Origin of the sequence: Micromonospora sp. NPDC047548, assembly GCF_040642975.1 — a bacterium.
In the GTDB taxonomy this organism is placed as follows: Bacteria; Actinomycetota; Actinomycetes; order Mycobacteriales; family Micromonosporaceae; genus Micromonospora.
Map to the genome: position 1 here is coordinate 26350 of NZ_JBEYTI010000033.1, position 20443 is coordinate 46792.

General features: G+C 72.8%; 24 protein-coding genes. 10 read left to right on the forward strand and 14 right to left on the reverse strand.

Annotation, left to right across the window (positions count from 1 at the left end):
- Positions 1–18 precede the first annotated feature (18 nt).
- The 3 genes from ABZ807_RS25460 (at position 19) to ABZ807_RS25470 (ending at position 1742) form a co-directional block, all read left to right on the forward strand.
- Positions 19–483: an AraC family transcriptional regulator gene (locus tag ABZ807_RS25460; RefSeq protein WP_357162849.1), complete on the forward strand. Its 465-nt coding sequence runs from the start codon at positions 19–21 to the stop codon at positions 481–483.
- Between the two features lie 5 nt (positions 484–488).
- A complete protein-coding gene (locus tag ABZ807_RS25465; protein WP_357162853.1) occupies positions 489–1115 on the forward strand; it encodes a glyoxalase in 627 nt (208 codons plus the stop codon).
- Between the two features lie 171 nt (positions 1116–1286).
- Positions 1287–1742: a pyridoxamine 5'-phosphate oxidase family protein gene (locus ABZ807_RS25470; RefSeq protein ID WP_357162856.1), complete on the forward strand. Its 456-nt coding sequence runs from the start codon at positions 1287–1289 to the stop codon at positions 1740–1742.
- A 146-nt stretch (positions 1743–1888) separates the two neighbouring features.
- On the opposite strand, the gene ABZ807_RS25475 is transcribed toward ABZ807_RS25470, so the two are convergent.
- On the reverse strand, positions 1889–2482 hold the full coding sequence (locus ABZ807_RS25475; RefSeq protein ID WP_357162859.1) for a hypothetical protein: 594 nt from the start codon (positions 2480–2482) through the stop codon (positions 1889–1891).
- Between the two features lie 172 nt (positions 2483–2654).
- Between ABZ807_RS25475 and ABZ807_RS25480 the strand changes: the two genes are divergently transcribed.
- Positions 2655–3170, forward strand: a complete 516-nt coding sequence (locus ABZ807_RS25480; protein WP_357162862.1) for an SRPBCC family protein — start codon at positions 2655–2657, stop codon at positions 3168–3170.
- Positions 3171–3255: 85 nt separating this feature from the next.
- Here the strand turns inward: ABZ807_RS25480 and ABZ807_RS25485 are convergent, their stop codons facing one another.
- Both ABZ807_RS25485 and ABZ807_RS25490 read right to left on the reverse strand, forming a co-directional pair.
- Positions 3256–3960, reverse strand: coding sequence for a DUF2786 domain-containing protein (locus tag ABZ807_RS25485; RefSeq protein WP_357162865.1), 705 nt, complete (start codon positions 3958–3960; stop codon positions 3256–3258).
- A gap of 109 nt (positions 3961–4069) precedes the next feature.
- A complete protein-coding gene (locus tag ABZ807_RS25490; protein WP_154940641.1) occupies positions 4070–4459 on the reverse strand; it encodes a hypothetical protein in 390 nt (129 codons plus the stop codon).
- A 166-nt stretch (positions 4460–4625) separates the two neighbouring features.
- Between ABZ807_RS25490 and ABZ807_RS25495 the strand changes: the two genes are divergently transcribed.
- Positions 4626–5978 carry an ABC transporter substrate-binding protein gene (locus tag ABZ807_RS25495; protein WP_357162869.1) on the forward strand — a complete coding sequence of 451 codons (1353 nt, stop codon included), beginning with the start codon at positions 4626–4628 and terminating at the stop codon, positions 5976–5978.
- Positions 5979–6038: 60 nt separating this feature from the next.
- On the opposite strand, the gene ABZ807_RS25500 is transcribed toward ABZ807_RS25495, so the two are convergent.
- Both ABZ807_RS25500 and ABZ807_RS25505 read right to left on the reverse strand, forming a co-directional pair.
- Positions 6039–6782 (reverse strand): enoyl-CoA hydratase/isomerase family protein, encoded by a 744-nt coding sequence (locus tag ABZ807_RS25500; protein WP_357162873.1) that lies wholly within the window; start codon positions 6780–6782, stop codon positions 6039–6041.
- Positions 6779–7681: a 3-hydroxyacyl-CoA dehydrogenase family protein gene (locus ABZ807_RS25505; protein WP_357162876.1), complete on the reverse strand. Its 903-nt coding sequence runs from the start codon at positions 7679–7681 to the stop codon at positions 6779–6781. Before ABZ807_RS25505 ends, ABZ807_RS25500 begins: the two co-directional genes overlap by 4 nt.
- A gap of 159 nt (positions 7682–7840) precedes the next feature.
- Here ABZ807_RS25505 and ABZ807_RS25510 point away from each other — a divergent pair, with 159 nt between their 5' ends.
- Entirely contained in the window at positions 7841–8146 is a 306-nt protein-coding gene (locus ABZ807_RS25510; RefSeq protein ID WP_357162879.1) for a hypothetical protein, read from the forward strand.
- A 54-nt stretch (positions 8147–8200) separates the two neighbouring features.
- Here ABZ807_RS25510 and ABZ807_RS25515 read toward each other — a convergent pair whose 3' ends face one another.
- Positions 8201–8980, reverse strand: coding sequence for a methyltransferase domain-containing protein (locus tag ABZ807_RS25515; RefSeq protein WP_357162882.1), 780 nt, complete (start codon positions 8978–8980; stop codon positions 8201–8203).
- A gap of 54 nt (positions 8981–9034) precedes the next feature.
- Here ABZ807_RS25515 and ABZ807_RS25520 point away from each other — a divergent pair, with 54 nt between their 5' ends.
- Positions 9035–9415 (forward strand): PPOX class F420-dependent oxidoreductase, encoded by a 381-nt coding sequence (locus tag ABZ807_RS25520; protein ID WP_357162885.1) that lies wholly within the window; start codon positions 9035–9037, stop codon positions 9413–9415.
- Positions 9416–9511: 96 nt separating this feature from the next.
- Here the strand turns inward: ABZ807_RS25520 and ABZ807_RS25525 are convergent, their stop codons facing one another.
- Together ABZ807_RS25525 and ABZ807_RS25530 are read right to left on the reverse strand one after the other, a co-directional pair.
- On the reverse strand, positions 9512–9721 hold the full coding sequence (locus tag ABZ807_RS25525) for a BldC family transcriptional regulator (protein WP_007073996.1): 210 nt from the start codon (positions 9719–9721) through the stop codon (positions 9512–9514).
- A 252-nt stretch (positions 9722–9973) separates the two neighbouring features.
- Positions 9974–10813: a hypothetical protein gene (locus ABZ807_RS25530; protein ID WP_357162888.1), complete on the reverse strand. Its 840-nt coding sequence runs from the start codon at positions 10811–10813 to the stop codon at positions 9974–9976.
- 172 nt (positions 10814–10985) lie between these two features.
- On the opposite strand from ABZ807_RS25530, the gene ABZ807_RS25535 reads away from it, so the two are divergent.
- On the forward strand, positions 10986–12068 hold the full coding sequence (locus ABZ807_RS25535) for a Glu/Leu/Phe/Val dehydrogenase (RefSeq protein ID WP_357162891.1): 1083 nt from the start codon (positions 10986–10988) through the stop codon (positions 12066–12068).
- 287 nt (positions 12069–12355) lie between these two features.
- Complete coding sequence (locus tag ABZ807_RS25540) at positions 12356–12571, forward strand: DUF3073 domain-containing protein (protein WP_088976875.1); 216 nt, start codon at positions 12356–12358, stop codon at positions 12569–12571.
- Positions 12572–12714: 143 nt separating this feature from the next.
- Here the strand turns inward: ABZ807_RS25540 and amcA are convergent, their stop codons facing one another.
- The 5 genes from amcA to ABZ807_RS25565 form a co-directional block, all read right to left on the reverse strand.
- Positions 12715–12951, reverse strand: a complete 237-nt coding sequence (gene amcA, locus ABZ807_RS25545; protein WP_357162894.1) for a multiple cyclophane-containing RiPP AmcA — start codon at positions 12949–12951, stop codon at positions 12715–12717.
- Entirely contained in the window at positions 12920–14023 is a 1104-nt protein-coding gene (amcB, locus tag ABZ807_RS25550; protein WP_357162961.1) for a cyclophane-forming radical SAM peptide maturase AmcB, read from the reverse strand. Before amcB ends, amcA begins: the two co-directional genes overlap by 32 nt.
- Positions 14024–14151: 128 nt before the next feature.
- A complete protein-coding gene (purM, locus tag ABZ807_RS25555) occupies positions 14152–15306 on the reverse strand; it encodes a phosphoribosylformylglycinamidine cyclo-ligase (RefSeq protein ID WP_357162897.1) in 1155 nt (384 codons plus the stop codon).
- A gap of 59 nt (positions 15307–15365) precedes the next feature.
- Positions 15366–16904 (reverse strand): amidophosphoribosyltransferase, encoded by a 1539-nt coding sequence (gene purF / locus ABZ807_RS25560; protein ID WP_357162900.1) that lies wholly within the window; start codon positions 16902–16904, stop codon positions 15366–15368.
- 171 nt (positions 16905–17075) lie between these two features.
- Positions 17076–17429 (reverse strand): sterol carrier family protein, encoded by a 354-nt coding sequence (locus ABZ807_RS25565; RefSeq protein ID WP_357162903.1) that lies wholly within the window; start codon positions 17427–17429, stop codon positions 17076–17078.
- Positions 17430–17581: 152 nt separating this feature from the next.
- Between ABZ807_RS25565 and ABZ807_RS25570 the strand changes: the two genes are divergently transcribed.
- Positions 17582–19624, forward strand: a complete 2043-nt coding sequence (locus ABZ807_RS25570) for a carboxypeptidase-like regulatory domain-containing protein (RefSeq protein ID WP_357162906.1) — start codon at positions 17582–17584, stop codon at positions 19622–19624.
- A gap of 62 nt (positions 19625–19686) precedes the next feature.
- Here the strand turns inward: ABZ807_RS25570 and ABZ807_RS25575 are convergent, their stop codons facing one another.
- On the reverse strand, positions 19687–20442 hold the full coding sequence (locus ABZ807_RS25575) for a 2-phosphosulfolactate phosphatase (RefSeq protein ID WP_357162909.1): 756 nt from the start codon (positions 20440–20442) through the stop codon (positions 19687–19689).
- Position 20443: the final 1 nt, after the last annotated feature.

Genomic DNA, 20443 nt, shown 5'->3' on the forward strand with positions numbered 1-20443 from the left:
ATGAAAAGGAGTTCTCTCATGTGTCACCCCTCATGGGGGCGCGCGCTCGCCGCGGCGCAGCGCCGGAGCGACCTCGCGCGACTGCGCCGCGTCCGCGACCGGATCGACCGGGAGTACGCGCAGCCGCTGAACGTCGAGGCGCTCGCCCGCGGCGTGAACATGTCCGCCGGGCACCTCAGCCGCCAGTTCCGGCTGGCCTACGGCGAGTCGCCGTACGCGTACCTGATGACGCGTCGCATCGAGCGCGCGACGGCGCTGCTGCGTCGTGGCGACCTCAGCGTCACCGAGGTCTGCTTCGCGGTCGGCTGCTCATCGCTGGGCACCTTCAGCACCCGCTTCACCGAGCTGGTCGGCATGCCGCCCAGCGCCTACCGGCGCCGCGCGACGGGCGCTGCGGCGGGGATGCCGCCGTGTGTGGCGAAACAGGTGACAAGACCGGTCAGGAATCAAGAAGCGCTGGTCACCGAGCCGCACCTAGCGTGATGGCCATGGCATCCATCGAATCCGTCACCCTCGACGTGGCCGACCCCACGGCCGCCAACCGCTTCTACACCGCCGCCTTCGGTTTGGACACGCAGATACGTCTGCGGGCCTCGGAGGCACCCACAACCGGCTTCCGTGGGTTCACGCTGGCGCTCACGGTGTCCCAGCCGGCCACCGTCAACGACCTCATCGGCGCCGCCCTCGGCGCCGGTGCCACGCCGCTGAAGCCTGCCACGAAGTCGCTCTGGGGCTACGGCGGTGTCGTACAAGCCCCGGACGGGACGATCTGGAAGGTCGCGACCTCGGCGAAGAAGGACACCGGCCCGGCCACCCGGCGGGTCGACGAGATCGTGCTCCTGCTGGGAGTCATGGACGTGGCCGCGAGCAAGCGGTTCTACGTCGACCAGGGCCTTGCCGTGGCGAAGAGCTTCGGCCGCGTGTACGTCGAGTTCGCTGCTGGGTCGAGTCCCGTCAAGCTGGCGCTGTACAGGCGCCGTGCCCTTGCCAAGGACGCCGGCGTCTCTCCCGACGGCACCGGATCGCACCGGCTCATGATCGGTGGCGATGCCGGGCCCTTCACCGACCCGGACGGGTTTGCATGGGAGGCCCCATCGCCGGCACCCACGCCCTGATGTGTCACTGCCGCCTGCCCTGCCTGGTCGCCGAGCACGAGACAGCCGCCGGGCTCGGGGCGGTGCCGGGTGCCGAGCTGATGCGCCCGCCGCGGCCCGGGTGAACCGACCGATGACCGACGGAGCCCGCCCCCTGAAGGAAGGGCTCTGCACGAAGTAACTGGAGGAAGCATGACGGGCGCGCCGCCGCGTGGACTTGAGGATAGGCTGCGGGACACCCGCGCGAAACTGGAGAGCGATGTCGATCTCTGGGTCGCGACGTCGGGCTCCCCGGGCGGCGTCCACCTCATCCCGCTCTCGTACCTCTGGGACGGGACCGCGTTCCTCATCTCGACGCCGCGCGCCTCGGTCACCGGCCGCAACCTGCTGGCGGACGGCCGGGTGCGACTCAGCCTCGGGCCGACCCGCGACGTCGTCGTCGTCGACGGCACCGCCGAGCCGGTGGACATCGCCGACCTCGCCCCTGAGACGGGCGACGCGTTCGCGAGCAAGACCGGTTTCAACCCGCGCGAGCTCGACGAGCCCTACCAGTACTTCCTGATCCGGCCACGGCGCATCCAGGCCTGGCGTGAGGCGAACGAGCTGCGGGGACGCGACCTCATGCGCGACGGCCGCTGGCTCGGCTGACCCCGCACGGGAACACACCCGCCCCACCCGGCGAGCGGTGCGGTTGAGTACGCGGACTTCCAGCGGTGTCCCGTGCTCTCGGACACCGCCACCTCGCCCACCTGGAGTGGACCATCACCCGCCCGCTGACCGGGTCGGCCCTCGCGTCAGCGATCCCGGCGCTGCTGCCCCTGGCGGCGCTGCGCCATGCCGCCCTGGATCGCCTCCCAGACGCTCCGGCCGGCCTGCTTCAGCGTCTCGCCCGCCTGCCCGGCGAACTGGGACGCCTGCGCGGCCCCGCCCTGCTGCCGCCCGCCTCCGCCCTGGGCCGGTCCACCGCCCTGCGCCGCGTCATCCGCCGGCCTCCCGGCAGCGTCGCCGGACTCGCCGGCCCCGCCCTGAGCGCGATCCGCACCGCCCTGGGCACGATCCGGCCCGCCCTCGGCACCCGCCGGTCCGGACGGCCGCAAGCTCAGCGGCGGCTCCTGAGGGGAGCCCGCCGGCAACGGACCGGCCGGGGACTCCGGACGCGGCCCGGCGGGCCGCTCCGGCGCGGCTGCCACTGGCCGGCCGGCGGCCGGCCCACCTGACGGGCCCTCGGACCGGGAGCCGGCAGACTTCCCGCCCGGGCCTTCGCCGGCCATCCGGTCGGCCGCCGCGCCGCCCTGTTGGCTGGCCTGCTGGCCGGCCTGCTGGCGGACCCGCCCGCCCTGCTGCCCGGTCCGGTCCGGTCCGCGCGCCGCCGTCCCGCTCTCGCTCATGCTCCCCACTCCCTCACCCGAGGCCCGGCCATCGGGCCGCATCAGCGGCGGATACCCGGTTTGCCGATGGCCATCCGTGGCCGGATCGACACCGTCGGTCGCATACCACTGTCGGAAAAGGGGCGCTGCGCGAAGCTGCACAGCGGGGCATCAGCCGGTATGGTCCGGGCCTATGGGACAGGAGATGGCGGACGTCCGGCAGGACGTCGAGCGGTACGCACTCCGCAGCACCCTCCTCGCCCCAGCCACGGCAGAGCAGGCGTTCGCGGTGTTCACCGGGGCGCTGGCCGACTGGTGGGTCCGCGAATACACCTGGTCAGGGCCGGAGGCGCTGGCCGAGCTGGGGATCGAGCCGAGGGCCGGCGGCATGCTCTACGAGATCGGCCCGTACGGCTTCCGGAGCGACTGGGGCCGGGTGCTCACCTGGGATCCGCCGAAGCGGCTCGTCTTCACCTGGCAGATCGGCCCGGACCGGGTGCCGGTGCCGGATCCGGCACAGGCCAGCGAGGTGGAGGTCCGGTTGCTGCCCGACGGGTCGGGGCAGACCCGGATCCAGGTGGAGCACCGGCACTTCGACCGGCACGGCGAGGCCGCCGAGGGCTACCGGGAGGCGCTCACCGCCGGCTGGCACGAGTTGCTCAGCCGCTACCTCGTCACGCTCTCCCGGCACGACGTCGAGCCCGGCTGAGCCACCCCAGCCGAGCCGACCTGACCCACCCGCGCCGAGCCGGCCTGACCCACCCGCACTGCGGCCGGGACGTGCCCGGCGCGACTCACCGCGCGATCCCCCGGCCGCCCGCGCCGTCGACCACTCCGCGACCGCCGAGGTCCGCCCGACGGCCCGCCTCGGCCCCGGCGCCGAAGCCCGTCCCGGCCAACCGGCGGAGCGGCGCGGTGCGCAGCCGCGGGTAGACCTCGGTCACCCGGCGCGCCACCTGGTCCGAGCGGTCGGCGAGGACCAGCGCGACCGACGGGACGTCCCGTTCGGCCGCCGCGCCCGCCTCGGCCTCCCGCAGCCGCTCCCCGACCATCCGGGCGAAGCCGGCCAGCCAGGAGCGGCGGAACGCGGCCGGGTGCTCACCGGCCGGTACGGCCGTCCCGGACAGTCCGTGCGCGGCCTGCACCAGCAGCGAGGTGAAGAGCAGGTCGACCCGCTCCAGGTCGCTGGCGAAGCCGAACAGGTGCAGGGCGAAGCCGTCGCCGCGCGCCCGGCGTACGCTGCGGCAGCGCAGCGGGTCGGCGACGGCCGCGAGCAGCCCCGCCTTGTCCCGCGCGTACGGGGCGAGGACGTCGACCACCCGGTCGCCGACCGGGTCGGTGGCCGGGTCGCGGGCGGCCAGCAGCGCCCGGTCGACGCCGTAGCGGGCGATCAGCTCGGTGGCCTTGGCGGTGAAGGCCGCGGACTCGGCGGGCGTACAGGCCGGATCCTCGGCCTTGGCCAGCAACTTGCGCACCTTGCTCAGCATTGCCTCGGACATGTCACCAGAGCTATCACACCGCTGGGATGGTCCACTGCGGACGGAACGACCGGCAGCATCACCACGCTCGGCACCCCTGCCCGCAACGCAGGGGGCGGGCGCCGCGCCGTCACCCGGCCCGACTGCGCAGGGTGGCCACGGTCGAGCCGGCGAGGGTGAGCAGACAGTCCGGCAGCAGACCGTCGGCGGCCGCCGCCCCGAACAGCGCCTCGCCGGTGTCCGCGTCGTGGTTGGCGTACGCGCTGACGAAGCGGGCCACCCAGCGGGTGTCGTAACCGGCCTCGTCGATCCCGGGAAAGTCCAGCGCGCAGGCGCCGGGCGGCGGCGGGTCGCCGACCATGGTGGCGGCGAGGCACCAGGCCACCCCGTACGCCCCGGCGAGTCCGGACCGGTCGACCACGGCGTCGAAGGTGCCCACCACCGCGTCACCGTCCCCGGCCAGCGCCGAACGGAGCACGGCGGTCGCGTCGTCGAGCGTCTGGTCAGGTACTTCGGTCACCTGCCGCACAGTAGGACGGGAGGTCAAGCAGTGACCCGGGACACCGTGGTGGTGACGGAGCGTACTGGTGACGGATGGCCGACCGCTGCCGGCGGGCTCCACGCTCCCACCCGCCGCCCCGGCGCGCTATGGTGCCCAGCGGAACTTCCCAAAGGTGAGGACGACCATGCTCGTAACACGCGGCCCGCGCGCTGCCATCCTGGCGGCCGGTGCGGCGTTCCTGCTCGTCATCAGCGCCTGCGGGACGACCGACAAGCCCGACGAGACGGCCACCTCACAGGTGCGTCTGTACGGCACCGACGGCAACATGTTCAACTCCTTCCCCACCGAGCTGAAGGAGCGCGCCGACCTGGTCGACGGCATGAAGGGCACCACCCCCCTGACGCCGCTGACGGACGACTTCAAGGAGCGACTGCGGGCGGTCGACCCCACGCTGGCCGACTTCCTCTACGCCGCCGAGTCGTACGACGCGGTGATGATCAGCGCGTTGGCGGCGCAGCTCGCCGGCAGCACCGACCCGGCGGACATCGCCAAGCAGATCGTCGGGGTGACCACCAACGGTCAGCGCTGCTCGGACGCCAGGACCTGCCTGGCGCTGGCCCGCGCCGGGCAGGACGTGGAGTATCGCGGGCCGTCACTGACCCGCGCCGGGTTCACCGACGCGGGCGAGCCGGCCACGGCCAGCTACGCGACGCTGCACTTCGACGCCCAGAAGATCAACGACGCGAAGACCGAGTTCGTCGGCGCCGGAACCGAGGCCGGGGCGAGCACCAAGGCCCCGCCGAAGCCGAAGAAGCAGCGCGGCGGCAAGAACGACCGCAGCGACGGCTCCCCGCTGATCCTCGGCGGCCTGCTGCCGAAGACCGGTGACCTGTCCCTGGCCTATCCGCCGCAAGGGGCGGGCGCGGCGCTGGCGGTCAGGGAGATCAACGCCGCGGGCGGCGTGCTCGGTGAGTCGATGGTCTGGATCGACGGCGACGACGGCACCAACCCGGCGGTCGCCAAGGCCACGGTCGCCTCGCACATCGGCAAGAACGTGCAGGTCATCATCGGCGCCGGCGCCTCGGGCATCTCCAGGGCCGTGCTGCCGGACGTGGTCGCCGCTGGGCGGATCCTGTTCTCCCCGTCCAACACCGACTCCGGGCTGAGCAAGGTCGACGACCAGGGCCTCTACTTCCGGACCGCCCCGCCGGACAGTCTCCAGGGCCGGGCGCTGGCCGACGTGATGCTGCGGGACGGGCCGCACAAGATCGTCTTGGTGGCCCGCAAGGACTCCTACGGTGAGGGCCTGCAGGAGACCGTCCGCGCCGAGCTGGAGAGGGCCGGCTTCGGCGGCGACCGGGTGAAGCTGTTCACCTATGAGCCGCCGGCGGACGCCGCGGCGGACGCGGTGGACTTCAGCGGCACCGCGAAGGAGATCAAGAGCTACGGTCCGGAGGCGGTGCTGATCATCGGCTTCGCCGAGTCCGCCGGACTGATCCGGGCGCTGGACGACGCGGGCGTGTCGATCCGCCACTGAGCACGGGCGACGACGGCCGCACCGGGGCATCCGGTGCGGCCGTCGCGCGTACGGGGTGGGTCAGCGGGAGCGGCGGCGCTCCAGGAACTCGGTCATCCGCCGCTGCTTCTCCTCGTCCTCGAAGAGCACCGCCTGGCTGACCAGGTCGAGGTGCGGGTGGGCGGCCGGCGGCGCGTCCACGGCCAGCTTGGTCAGCCGCAGTGCCAGCGCCGAGCCCTTCGCCATCTCGTCGATCAGCTCGTGCGCGGTGGGCAGCAGCTCAGCGGGCTCGGCCACCACCCGGTTGACCAGGCCGATCCGCAGCGCCTCCTCGGCGTCCACCCGCCGGCCGGTGAAGAGCAGCTCCTTGGCTCGGGCCTCGCCGACCAGCGCGGGGAGCCGGTAGGTCGCACCGGCGCCGGCCAGGATGCCCAACCGCACCTCGGGCTGGCCGAAGACCGCCCGGGCCGTGCACACCCGCAGGTCGCACGCGTACGCCAGTTCGGCGCCGCCGCCCAGCGCCGGCCCGTCCACGGCGGCCACGCTGGGCATCGGCAGGGCCCGGATCCGGGCGAAGGCCGCCTGGTTGATCGCGGCGAGGGCGTCCAGCCGGCCGCGCTCACGCAACTGGCCGATGTCCGCCCCGCCGGCGAAGATGCCCTCCGCGCCGCCGGTGAGCAGCAGCAGCCGGGGGCGGGCCTCCAGCTCGGCGCAGACCGCGTGCAACTCGCCGATCAGGTCGGCGTCGATCGCGTTGCGCTTCTCCGGCCGGTCCAGTGTCACCACCAGCCGGTCGGGCAGCTCCTCGATCCGCAGCCCGCTCATCGCGTCGCCCCGTCCCCGCCGGCCGCCGATGCGGCGACGTCGTCGGCCCTGCGGCCGTCCACCCAGCGGTAGAAGCCCTGGCCGGACTTCTTGCCGAGCTTCCCGGCGGCGACCATCTCCACCAGCAGCGGCGGTGGCGCGAAACGGTCACCGTAGGCTGCCTGGAGGGTGCGCGCGATGTCGAGCCGGACGTCCAGCCCGACCAGGTCGGTGAGTTCCAGCGGGCCGACCGGGTGCCGGTAGCCGAGCACCATCGCCTTGTCGATGTCGGCGGGGCGGGCCACCTCGTCGGCGACCATCCGAATCGCCTCCAGGCCGAGGGTGACCCCGAGCCGGGAGGTGGCGAAGCCGGGCATGTCGCGTACGACGACGGGGTCCTTGCCCAGCCGGCCGGCGAGCGCGACGGCCGCGTCGGTGGTCTCCCCGGCGGTCGCCGGGCCCACCACGATCTCCAGCAGGGGCATCGCCCAGACCGGGTTGAAGAAGTGCAGCCCGAGGAAGCGTTCCGGCCGGGCCAGCGGCTCGGCCAGCTCGGCGATCGGGATGCTGGAGGTGTTGCTGCCCAGCAGCACCGGCCGTAGCCCCTCGGCCTCGCGCAGCACCGCGCGCTTGAGGTCGAGCCGCTCGGGCACCGCCTCCACGACCACGTCCGGCTCCGGCGCCACCTCGCCCAGCGCCGCGCGCAGGGTCACCCGTTCCCGGTGCCCGGCGGCCTCGTCGGCGCGGAGCTTCCCGCGTTGCACCGCCCGGTCCCACAGTTCACCGAGGCGCGCGGCCGCGGCCTCCGACCGGCCCCGGTCCACCTCGACCAGTTCGACGGCGTGTCCCGCCCCGGCGGCGACGTAGACGATCCCGAGCCCCATCGTGCCGGCACCGACGACGACAAAACGACCACTCATGACGCTCCCTCGCTGCGCGCGGCGACGTACGGGTTCTCCGTCGCGCCGTGCCGCTCGCTACTGGGTGCGACCCTATGCAGCAGCGCCCCGGGCGGCATGCGTGGGGGATGGCCGGACCGGGTACAGACGGCCCGCAACGTCAAGGGAAGGACGTAGGACATGAGCCAGGCACCGGAGACCGTGGACGGCACCGGCACCACCGAGGGCGGGGAGACCGTGGAGGCGCGCGGCGACGAGCGCGTCGACCTGCTCCGCGCCGACACCAACAACGACGGGAAGACCGACGTGTGGGTGGTGGACACCGACGGCGACGGCAAGGCCGACCTGTTCCAGTTCGACACCGACGGTGACGGCAAGGTCGACATCACGATGGTCGACATGGACGAGGACGGCACCCCGGACGAGGTGGTCGACGGCGACGGCGGGCTCCCGCCGGAGCAGCTGCCCCCGACCGTGCAGGTCTAGGCCCGCGCCGGGGCCCCCGGTCCGGGGCCCCGGTCCGGGGCCCCGGCGGCGCGCTCAGCCCGCCAGCCGCAGGGTGGCCAGGTAGTACGGGGCGTCCCGGTCGTCCACGTCGGTCAGCCGCCATGCGGTGTCCCGGACCAGCTCGGCCAGCTCCTCGGCGGAGCAGACGAGGTAGTCGAACCAGTCGGTGCCCAGTTCGCGGTAGCGCAGCCGCAGCCGCAGTTGGCCGCCGAGCCGGCCCCGCCGCCGGTTGAGCTCGTGGTAGCCGGTGTGCACCGGGTCCGTCGTGCCGTACGGGTCGGTGCCGTGCGCGATGACCTGCGCCCCGGGAGCTGCCATCGCGGCGAGCGCGGCGAGGAAGGCCGCCGCCCGGTGTCGCCCCTCGATCAGGCCCAGGTTGTTGCCGAGCAGCAGGAACGTGTCGTACCGCCGGCCGTCGGCGACGTGCTCGTCGACCGTGCCGAGGACGAGGTCCCGCACCCCCCGGTGCCGGCACACCCGCAGCGCGCCGATCGAGGTGTCCAACCCGGTCACCGGCACCCCGCGCTCCTGGAGCAGCAGCGCGATCCGCCCGCCCCCGACACCGACGTCGAGCGTCGCGCCCCGGGCCCGGTCCACGGCGCGGTGGTCGTACGGCTGCCAGTCCTGCGGACCGTCGAGGTAGTGCGCGGTGGGCGCCCCGTTGATCAGCCCGTCGTCCCGCTCGATGATCTCGATGACCGGTCGGGGCAGCCGCCCGCCCACCAGCGGCCGGGGGCCGACCCCGGTGTGCACGGCGTACGCGTCGCGCAGCATCTCGCCGAACACGTCGCCGATCTTCGGTTCCCCGGTCACGGGGTTCACGCTATCCGCGCGGCCGGGACCTGTCGCGGCCGTATCCTGGGCGGCGTGACCGACCTGGACCGCCTGGCGGCGGAGAAGTACGTCCTGCTGACGACGTTTCGCAGGGACGGTCGGGCGGTGCCGACCCCGGTCTGGGCGGTGCGCGACGGCGACACGCTGGCGGTCTGGACGGCGGCGGACTCCGGCAAGGTGAAACGGATCCGACGCGACGGTACGGTGACCGTGGCCCCCTGCGACGTGCGTGGCCGGCCGCTCGCCGCGGCGGTCCCCGGGCAGGCCGTGCTCTGCTCCCCGCAGGAGAGCAACCGGGTACGCGACCTGATCAAGCGGAAGTACCGGCTGCTGGGCCGGCTCAGCCTGCTCGGCAGCCGGCTGCGGCGGGGCGAACGCGGCACGATCGGGATCCGGGTCACCGTCCAGGAGTGAGCGTCCGGGCCCGGACATGGTTCAGGGGCGGCTGGATCGTCGCTGTCGCGGCGTCCGCCCGCCCCTGAACCGGAACGCTTCGTTGGTTTCGGTCGGTCAGTCTCCCTGACGCTGCTGCGGGATCTGCCCCTGAAGCAGGGCCCGGACCTCCGACTCACGGTACCGACGGTGGCCGCCCAGAGTCCGGATCGCGCTGAGCTTCCCCGCTTTGGCCCACCGGGTCACCGTCTTCGGGTCGACACGGAACATCGACGCCACCTCGGCCGGTGTGAGTAGCGGCTCTGGTTCGTGCGTTCGCGATGCCATCGGTCACTCCTCCACATGTATAGACATCGGCCGGGGTCCCGCCGGCCGACGCGTCTCCCATGGTCCGGCTAGTCCCCGATGTCCGACATGGGCCGAACGGCCGAAGGTCCCTAGACGGACGGATGAACCATGCCCGATTTATCTGACTTTTGCACGGTAGAAAGTACCTTATTCGGACTCATGATCACGGTTCGTGATGCGTCGACTACGAGGCTGTCTCGCATCCGACAGCAAGACTGGGCGGATTCGTGCTCAGTTGCACCGCTCCAGCAGCTGCACCGCACGCCAGCGGGCCACCAGCCGGTCGTACGCCGCCGACGCCTCCTCCGCCTCGCCCCGGGAGAGCCCGGCCAGGCCGGCGGCGACCAGCTCCGTCGAGTCGTCCGCGGCCAGCGTCTCGTCGGCGAGCAGTTGCACCAGGCCGCCGTAGTCCAGCTCCACCACCGAGCGCGGGTGGAACTCCTCCAGCCAGCGGGCGGCCTCCTCGACCGCCTCGGTGATCGGGGCATCCCCGACAGACTTGCGCAGCACCGACAAGGCCCGGGACGACCGGCGGCGGGCCTTGGAGATTTCCGTGCGGTAGCGCAGCGCCCGCCGCTTCGGGTGGGTGACCAGGTCCCGCTCCGCCGGCTCGAAGAGCACGAACCAACGCAGCGGCACGCCCCAGGTGGCGATCTGCTCGTGCAGCCGCGGGACCCCGTGTTCGAGCACCCGCGCCCCGCTTCGCCAGTCGTCGACCACCGCCTTGGCCTGACCGGCCAGGACCGGCGGGACGAACGCGTCGGCGAGCACCGACGGCACCCCGTCCCGCGCGCTGAGCGCGGCCTCGGCCACCCGGATCCGCAGGTTCCAGGGGCAGACCAGAAGCGTATCGTCGGCCTCCAGGACGTACGCCTCGTCCGGCAGGTCCGGCAGTCGGGTCCAGCCCGCGCCGAGCGCCTCGATCACCGAGGTGCGCTGCCGTCCGGGGCCCTCCAGTGGGGCGACCGCCCGCCCCTCCCGCACGTAGCGCCGCCAGTACGACTGGCGGTCCCGGTCGAAGGCGGTCAGCGGCTCGTAGACGCGCAGGTAAGCAGCGAAGAGCGACGGCACGGCGCGATCCTCCCACGAGACGGGGCCCACCGCCGTCAGCGCCGGCCGGCAGGCACGACGTGGACGACGGTGCGGCGTCGAACGATATTAGGCTCAGCAGGACCGGCAGCATCCCGCCGGCGTCCACCAGGTCCGCGTCCCACAAGGGCGCACACCGATACAGGAGCAAGTCATGGGCGTTTTCGCGAGCACCGACGATCCGGGATCGACCGGTCACGAACAGGTCGTCTTCTGCCAGGACAAGCAGACCGGCCTCAAGGCGATCATCGGCATCTACTCGACCGCGCTGGGCCCCGCGCTCGGCGGCACCCGGTTCTACCCGTACGTCAGCGAGGAGGCGGCGCTGGCGGACGTGCTCGACCTGTCCCGCGGCATGGCGTACAAGAACGCCCTCGCCGGGCTGGACCTGGGCGGCGGCAAGGCGGTCATCTGGGGCGACCCGGAGCAGATCAAGAGCGAGGCGCTGCTGCGCGCGTACGGCCGGTTCGTCGAGTCGCTGGCCGGCCGCTACTACACCGCCTGCGACGTCGGCACCTACGTCGCCGACATGGACATGATCGCCCGGGAGACCCGGTACGTCACCGGCCGCAGCGTGGAGCACGGCGGCGCCGGCGACTCCTCGATCCTCACCGCCTGGGGCGTGTTCCAGGGCATGCGCGCCGCCGCCGAGCACGTCTGGGGCGCTCCGACGCTGGCCGGCAGGCGGGTCGGCGTGGCCGGCCTGGGTAAGGTCGGCAAGTACCTCACCGGGCACCTGCTGGACGACGGCGCCGAGGTCGTGGCGACCGACGTCAACCCGAAGGCTCTGGAGTGGGTGCGCACCACCCACCCGCAGGTCGAGCTGGTCGACGACGCCTCCGCGCTCGTGGCCGCCGACATCGACGTGTACGCCCCGTGCGCGCTGGGCGGCGCCCTCAACGACGACACCGTTCCGGCGCTGCGCGCCAAGGTGGTCACCGGGGCGGCCAACAACCAGCTCGCCCACCCGGGGATCGAGAAGCTGCTCGCCGACCGGGGCATCCTCTACGCCCCCGACTACGTGGTGAACGCCGGCGGCGTCATCCAGGTCGCCGACGAGATCGAGGGCTTCAACTTCGACCGGGCCAAGCTGCGCGCCACGAAGATCTACGACACCACCCGGGAGATCCTGCGGCTCGCCGACGACGAGGGCGTGCCGCCGGCGGTGGCCGCCGACCGGCTGGCCGAGCGCCGGATGGCCGACGTGGGTCGGCTGCGCACGATCCGCCTGCGCTGAAGGCGGCCCCGGGGCGCGGGCATCGGCCCACGCCCCGGGGCACCCCGAGTAAGCTGCATTCGGGGAGCTTCATGACGATTTGCCCGGTGTCACGGCCAGCCCGGTATCCGCTCCTTACCGGGTACACTCGGTGACGGCCGGATCGCTGCGACGCGCAGGGCCGGCTGACGGTAACCCGAGGTGCCGAACGGTGGCATCCCCATGTACCGTAAGAGCTACGAGAGATGCCTAACGTCATCGGGGCCCGCCTTCGGGCTGCCCCGCATTCTGTGCGAGGGGGTCGAGCCATGGGGCGCGGCCGTGCTAAGGCCAAGCAGACGAAGGTGGCCCGGGAGTTGAAGTACCACTCCCCGAACACCGACCTCACCGCCTTGCAGCGCGAACTGGCGGGTGCTGGTAAGTCTGAGCACAACTTCGACGACGACTACAAAGAGTATGTCGACGACGATGATGAGGATCACGCGGACGACGACCCGGACACCTGGGTCCCTCCGACCCGCTGACCTCCGGTCGCATCTGAGCACGCGGTAACTCCCCGCGTGCTCACGCATGTGCCCGGCCAAGCGGCGCCACAAGTCCGACGATCAGGGACCCCACCCCGCCGGAAGACTCCGGCCGGCCGGCAGGGTCCCTGATCTCGGCATGTTCACCGCGGGCGGTTGTTCCAGTTGTAGAACGTCGGGATGTTCTCGAAGTGATTCCACGCGCAGACCGCGCTGGCGCCGTCGGAACCCGACACCTCCGCCCGTGACAGACGCGCGGCCTCGGCCTCGTGGAGCAGGGCGGTCAGCCCGGGGGCGGCCTGCCGGACCCGGTCCACGACCGGATCGGCGACACCTCTCCCGACGTGCTCAGGCTGCCGGTGACTGGTGGTCTCGGGCATGCTCCAACACTCCCTCCAGTAGGCGGATCTTGCTGTTGCGGCAGTGCTCGGTCTCCGTACCGTCGAACCGCCCCTGCTCGAAGTAACGGTTGGCCGCGTGGCCGCCACCGCAGAAGCCGAAGTACGGGCAGGACGACCGGCACGCCTCGACCCCGGTCAGGAACTCGCCGACCCACGGCGTGCCCGCCGCGCCGGCCAGGATCTCGGCCAGCGGGGTCGCCAGCACGTTGCCGCTGCTGAAGTCGCCGTAGCGGAGATCGGTGAAGCCGGCCAGCTCGGGGGAGAGCACGGTCACCGAGCCATCGTGCCCGATGGTGGGGATCGGGTCGAGCTGGCGGGGCAGCAGGTCGTCGGCCGCGCCGTCCAGCACCGCCGCGGCGTAGCGCAACGACCACTCCACCTCCCGCAGGTGGATGCGGGGCGCCCGGCGCCAGGCCGCGACCAGTTCCGCCCAGAACGCGGTCACCGTCGCCGCGTCGTGCGCGTTGCCCCGGGTGTTGACCCCCTCGGTCTCCTCGATGTTGACGCCGAGCACGTCGCAGCCGAGGTCGAGGAAGTAGTCGTACAGCTCGGCGGCGAGGCCCGGACCGGGCCGGCTCACCACGGCCAGCGCCGAGAATGGCAGGCCATGCCGGCGCAGCGCGTCCACGCCGCGCACGATCCGGTCGTACGCCGGCCGGCCGGCCCGGGTCACCCGGTCGCCGTTGCGCTCCCGGGGGCCGTCCACGCTGACGCTCACCCGCACCCCGTGCTCGACGAAGAACGCGCACCAGGCGTCGTCGATCAGGGTGGCGTTGGTCTGGACGTGGTGCTCCACCTCCGGCCCGAACGGGGCGATCAGTGCGGCCAGGTGCTCCCGGCCGGCCGCGAGCGGCTCACCGCCGTGCCACACCACCGAGAACCGTCCCGCCGCCGCCCACGGGTTGACGGAGGCGGCGACCGCCTCCGCCACCGCCACCGGCATCCGCCGGTCGGCCGACCGGAACGGCAGGTAGCAGTAGGCGCAGTCGAGGTTGCACAGGGTCGTCGGCTGCATCACCACGTACGAGGGAACCGGGGCGATGCCCCGCATCCCCGTCACGGACTGTGCCCGAGCAGCCATCGGCCCTCCTCCCCCGCGCCTGAGGCCCTTCAGGCTAGGCGGCGCCGGCCACTCGGGTGAAGCCCTGATCAGGTGCCCGGATGATCAACGGAGCGTCATCACCCGCGGGTGTGCTGGCCGATCATCTGCACGTTGCCGGAACCCTCGATGATCTCGCCGGCCTGCCAGGCGTCGACGCCGCGGCCGGTCAGGGTGGCCAGCGCGCGGTCGGCGTCCTCGGGGGAGACGACCGCGAACATGCCGACGCCCATGTTGAAGGTCGCCTCCATCTCCGGGTCCTCGATCCGGCCCTTGGACTGGATCAGGTCGAAGACCGGCTGCGGCTTCCAGGTGGAGCGGTTGACCACCGCGTCGACGTGCTCGGGCAGGACGCGCACCAGGTTGCCGGGGATGCCGCCGCCGGTGACGTGGGCCAGCGCCCGCACCTCGGCCTCGGCGATCAGCTTGAGGCAGTCCTGCGCGTAGATCTTGGTGGGCGTGAGCAGTTCCTCGCCGAGGGTGCGCTGCCGGCCGAAGTCCTCGATCACCACGTCCAGCCGCATCCGGGCCGCGCCGAGCAGCACGTGCCGCACCAGCGAGTAGCCGTTGGAGTGCAGGCCCGAGGAGCGCATGGCGATCACCACGTCGCCCACCTCGACCCGCTCCGGGCTGAGGATCTCGCTCTCCTCCACCACGCCGACGCCGGTCGCGGAGATGTCGTACTCGTCGGGGCGCAGCACGCCCGGGTGCTCGGCGGTCTCGCCGCCGAGCAGGGCGCAGCCGGCGTACCGGCAGCCGTCGGCGATGCCGGCGCCGATCTCGGCGACCTTGTCCGGCACGACCTCGCCGGTGGCGATGTAGTCGAGCAGGAAAAGCGGCTCGGCGCCGCAGGCCACCAGGTCGTCGACGACCATCGCGACCAGGTCGATGCCGACGGTGTCGTGGATGTCCATCTGCTGCGCGATCACCAGCTTGGTGCCCACGCCGTCGGTGGAGGAGGCCAGGATCGGGTTCTTGTACTTCTTGGTGTCCAGCCGGAACAGGCCGGCGAAGCCGCCGAGGTCGCCCATGACCTCCGGCCGCCGGGTCTGCTTCACCTTGGACTTCAGCAGCTCGACCGCGCGGTCGCCCGCCTCGATCGACACACCGGCGTCCGCGTACGAGACCGAGCGTTTGCGCGCCGCGCGGCCGGCGCCGGCCGTCCAGGGCTGGCGGTCGCCGCCGGCGCCCGTCGGGCTGCTTCCTGCGCCGCTGCGCTCGGACACGTGCGTCACGGTTCTCCCCTTTGTGGTTCTCGGTGCCGCTCGGGGTGCCCGGGCGGCGCCAGGTGGTGCTACGGGTGGACGGTCACGCCGCCCGGAGTGGCGACGAGCGGTGGGGCGGTGTGCGCGAGGTCGTCGGAAGGCGCGCTCATGACCCGCCGCCCCACTCCTTCGAGCACGTGCTTGCCGATCAGGTTCCCCGCCGGCAGCTCGATCGGGTACTCCCCGTCGAAGCAGGCGCGGCAGAGCCGGGTCTTGGGCTGCTCGGTCGCGGCGATGAGACCCGGGAGCGAGACGTAGCCGAGGGTGTCAGCGCCGATGGAGCGCCGGATGCCGTCGTTGTCCAGCCCGTTGGCCAGCAGTTCGGCGCGGGTGGCGAAGTCGATGCCGTAGAAGCACGGCCAGTTGACCGGCGGCGAGGAGATCCTGACGTGCACCTCCAGCGCGCCCGCCTCGCGCAGCATCCGCACGATGGCCCGCTGGGTGTTGCCGCGCACGATCGAGTCGTCGACCACCACCAGCCGCTTGCCCCGCACGTTCTCCCGCAGCGGGTTGAGCTTGAGCCGGATGCCGAGCTGGCGCAGGGTCTGCGACGGCTGGATGAAGGTGCGCCCGACGTACGGGTTCTTCATCAGGCCGGCGCCGTAGGTGATGCCCGACTCCTCGGCGTACCCGATCGCGGCCGGGGTGCCCGACTCCGGCACCGGGATCACCAGGTCGGCCTCGACGGGGTGCTCCTTGGCCAGCTGGCGGCCGATCTGCACCCGGGCGGCGTGCACGTTGCGCCCGGCGATCGTGGCGTCCGGGCGGGCGATGTAGACGTACTCGAAGAGGCAGCCCTTGGGCTCCGGCGCGGCGAACCGGCTGGACCGCAGCCCGTCGGCGTCGATGGCGATCAGCTCGCCCGGCTCGACCTCGCGGACGACGCTGGCGCCGACGATGTCCAGCGCGGCCGTCTCGCTGGCCACCACCCAGCCGCGCTCCAGCCGGCCGAGCACCAGCGGCCGTACGCCGTGCGGGTCACGGGCCGCGTAGAGCGTCGACTCGTCCATGAAGACGAAGCTGAACGCGCCCCGCAGCTGCGGCAGCACCTCCAGCGCGGCGGCCTCCACGGACAGGTCCGGGCGGCTGGCCAGCAGCATGGTCACCAGCGAGGTGTCGTTGGTGGCGCCGTCGGCGACCAGGCCCCGCTCGGCGACCTCCTTCTGCAGCTCGGCGGTGTTGACCAGGTTGCCGTTGTGGGCCAGCGCGATGGTGGTGCCGGAGGTGGTGGACCGGATGGTCGGCTGGGCATTCTCCCAGGTCGAGCCGCCGGTGGTGGAGTAGCGCGCATGCCCGATCGCGACGTGGCCGCGCAGGCTCGCCAGCGTCGGCTCGTCGAAGACCTGGGCCACCAGGCCGAGGTCCTTGTAGACCACCACCCCGGAACCGTCGCTCACCGCGATGCCGGCGGCCTCCTGGCCCCGGTGCTGGAGCGCGTAGAGCCCGAAGTAGGTCAGGTTGGCGACCTCTTCGCCGGGGGCCCAGACACCGAAGACGCCACAGGCGTCCTGCGGGCCGGGCCGTTGGGGATCAAGGTCGTGGCTCAACCGGCCGTCGCCTCGGGGCACCCTGCCGCTCCCTCATGCTGGTCTGGATTGGCCCGGCGGGATCAGAGGTGCTGATCCGCGCTCGTCGGCCGGGACCACTGTCGTCGCCTGACAGTGTACGCGAATGGGAGTCGATACAGAAAGTCACGATCTGGCTCCGTTGCGTCACCGACAACGATCGCGGAGTCGCTGCTAGAGGGGTAACTGTGCGGAGAGGTCCGCCCGGCTCCCGCTCACCCGTACGCGACCCTCGGTGACCGCCTCCGCCCAGGAGAGCCGCCCGGTGGCCAGCGCCAGCCAGGTCGGCGGATCCATCTCGACCACGTTCGGCGGGGTGCCGCGGGTGTGTCGCGGGCCCGGAAGGCACTGAACTGCACCGTAAGGTGGGACACGCACCTCCACCGATCGGCCGGGGGCGCGCGCCGCGAGGGCGGTCAACAAGGCACGGACCGCCTCTCGGTACACCGGCCGTTCGGGCGTACGCCCCTCGTCGAGCGCCGTCAACGCCGCCGCGACCGCGGCGGACTTAATGTGCGGAGAGGACACGACGGGACGATACGACTCGGTCGCACCGACCCCGACGCTGGCCCTGGGTCGCGCCGATCCGGTCAGACAAGGCATAGTTGCCGACGGCGTATTCGTACCGTGATGATCCCGGGCCCACCCGGTCGGGAAGTCAAGTCCGGAAGGCGGTGGACGTGTCAACACACCGACGTGCCTGGAAGCAGCGGGCCGGTGTGGTCGTAGCGCTGGTTGCCGGCGCCCTGCTCACCGTCCCCGCCACAGCGGCCCAAGCCGCCGAGCCGGGAGTCCAGATCACCGGTCTCTCGTCCGGCACTCTCGACTCCGGCCAACGAGCCACGTTGTCGTTCCGAGTGACGAACAACAACGCGAAGCTGCCGCCGCTCAACTCCGACTCCGTCAACATCAAGGTCAGCACCTCGTTCGGGGAGCTGAGCTGCAGCGGGCGCTGCGATTTCACGGAGGAGATCGGTCGCGGCGATTCGAAGAACTACAGCGTCACGCTCGTAGCCGGCGACGTCGCTTCCGGTCAGACGAAGTCCGGCAAGGTCCAGATCAACGCGAGCATCGGCGGTGAGTCAGACAGCGCCGAGCGGGATGTCACCGTTCGTGGCCCGCAGCCGCAGGAAATCCAGACGGTCAAGTATATCTCCGGCAAGGTGGTCGTGGCGGCCAACGGCGAGGCGGTCCCGAACGCCATGGTGATGCTGCGTGACTCGCAGGGCCACCAGTACCAGACCACCAGCGACGGCAGCGGCAACTACCGCTTCACCGGCTCCAGCTCGGATCCGATCAGCCCCGGCCGGATCGACCTCGGCGCCAGCAAGGACAACACCCCCGGGACCAAGACCATCAACGCGAGCGCCGGGCAGAGCCTGACCGGCCAGCGGATCGCCCTGGCGCTCAAGGTCGAGGTGTCTCCGAGCGCCACGCCGTCGGCGAGCGTTGAGGCGCTGCCCACCGAGGAGGTGACCGAGGAAGCCACCGACGAGAGCGCCGAGGCAACTCCCGGGCAGGCCCAGGCCGCGTCCAACGACGAGGGCGGCAGCTCCGGCTCCTTCCTGATCATCCTGCTGGGTGGCCTGCTGGTGGCGGCCGGCGTCGGCACCATCGTGCTGCTCTGGGTGCGGCGCAAGAACGCCGACGAGGACGACGAGGGCGCGCCGGCCGGCGCCGCCGCGGGCGCGGTCCCCGGCGCGCGGGGCGCGTACCGGGGCGCCGACGACCACACCCGCGTGGTCAACCGGGCCGGCGCCGGGCCGGACCCGACCATGGTCGGCGGCACCTCGCTCAGCGACGCGCCAACGATGATGCACCGCCCGGTCGTGGACGACGTCCCGCCGGACCCGTACGGGGCTCCGCCGCAGCCGTACGGCGCCGCGCAGGGCGGCTGGGCCGGGAGCGGCTACGGCAACGAGCCCGCCCAGGGCGGATACGGCCAGCAGGGCAGCTACGGCAACGCACCGTCCTCGGGTGGCGGCTACGGCAACGCACCGTCCGCCGACGCCGGCTACGGCGCGGCCGGCGCGGCTGCGGGCGGCTACGGCAACGCACCGTCCGCCGACGCCGGCTACGGCAGCCGGGACTACGGCGCTCCGGCCGGCGGACCCGGCTACGGCTCCCAGGAGCAGGGTGGCGGCTACGGCGAGCGCTACGACGAGCCCACCGGCCGGTACACCGGGGATAGCACCGGCGCGTACACCCCGGCAGCCGACCCGTACCCGACCAGCACCTACCAGCCGGAACAGGGGCACGGCTACGGCGAGCCCGACCCGGCGCCGTACGGCCGGGGCCAGGAGCCGGCCGGCGGTTACGGCGGCGGCACCGGCTACGGCGGCCAGGGCGGCGGCTACGACGCCAGCCCGCAGCAGCAGGGCCACGACGCCGGGTACAACCAGCGCGGCGGCTACGACCAGCAGGGCGGCGGCTACGGCACCCCGCAGAGCAGCTACGACCAGCAGGGTGGCCACGACCGGCAGGGCGGGTACGACCAGCAGCAGGGCGGCGGCTACGGCGCCGCGCAGGGCGGATACGGCCAGCAGGGCGGGTACGACCAGGAGCCGCCGCAGCAGCGCACCGGCGGCTACGACGACCGCGGCTACGACCAGCAGCAGGGCGGCGGCTACTACGGCGACCAGGCCCAGGCGGGCCGGGGGCGGCCGGACGGGACGCCGCAGCAGGATCGAGGCGGCCGCCGCCTCGACTGGCTGGACGACTGACCCGCAGGACCTGACGTGAAAGGGCCGCCCGGTGATCCGGGCGGCCCTTTCGCCTGGCGTTGTCAGGCGGCGGAGAAGACGCCCTGGCGCAGCACCGGCACCACCTCGGAGACACCCACCCGCACGGCGACCTCCACGTCACCGGCGAAGCCGCCCTCGATCAGCTCCCGGCCGGAGACGCAGCCACGCACCGCCGCCGGGACGTCGGGGGTGCTGGCCAGCGCGGCGAGCGCCATCGCCGCCTCCACCGACAGCCCACCCGGTACGCCGGAGATGGCGTCGAGCACGCTCGCCGCGCCCAGCTGGTCCTCCACGGAGGGGCGCAGCGAGCCGTCCGGCCAGCGTTCACCGGCGGCCACCACGCCCACCGGGGCGTCGGTTGAGCCGTACCCCTGGCGGTGCAGCCACCGCCCAACGGCGCGGGCGTTGCGCAGGCACGCCGCGACCACCGGCAGGCCGGTGGCACTGGCGGCGGCGCTGATCGCGGAGCCGTTCGGTGACGGCAGCACCAGGTCGGCGACGACCGGCGCGGTGCTCAACGCGGCCGGCGAGAGCGACCACGGGTGCTCCGGGGTCGCCCGCCGGCGACCCACCGCGGCGACCGCGCCGACCCGCCGCGCGTAGTCCGCGGCCTGCTCCCCCCAGGGGAACGGGTGGACCCGCATGCCACGACCGACCGCCACCTCCACGGCGGTGGTGAACGAGAGCACGTCCACCACCACCAGCACGGCGCAGACCCGGCCGAGTTCGGCCGCTCCGGTCAGCCCCCAGTCGAACCGGGCACCGGAGCCGGGTTGGGCGTAAACGGCCGCAGCCAAC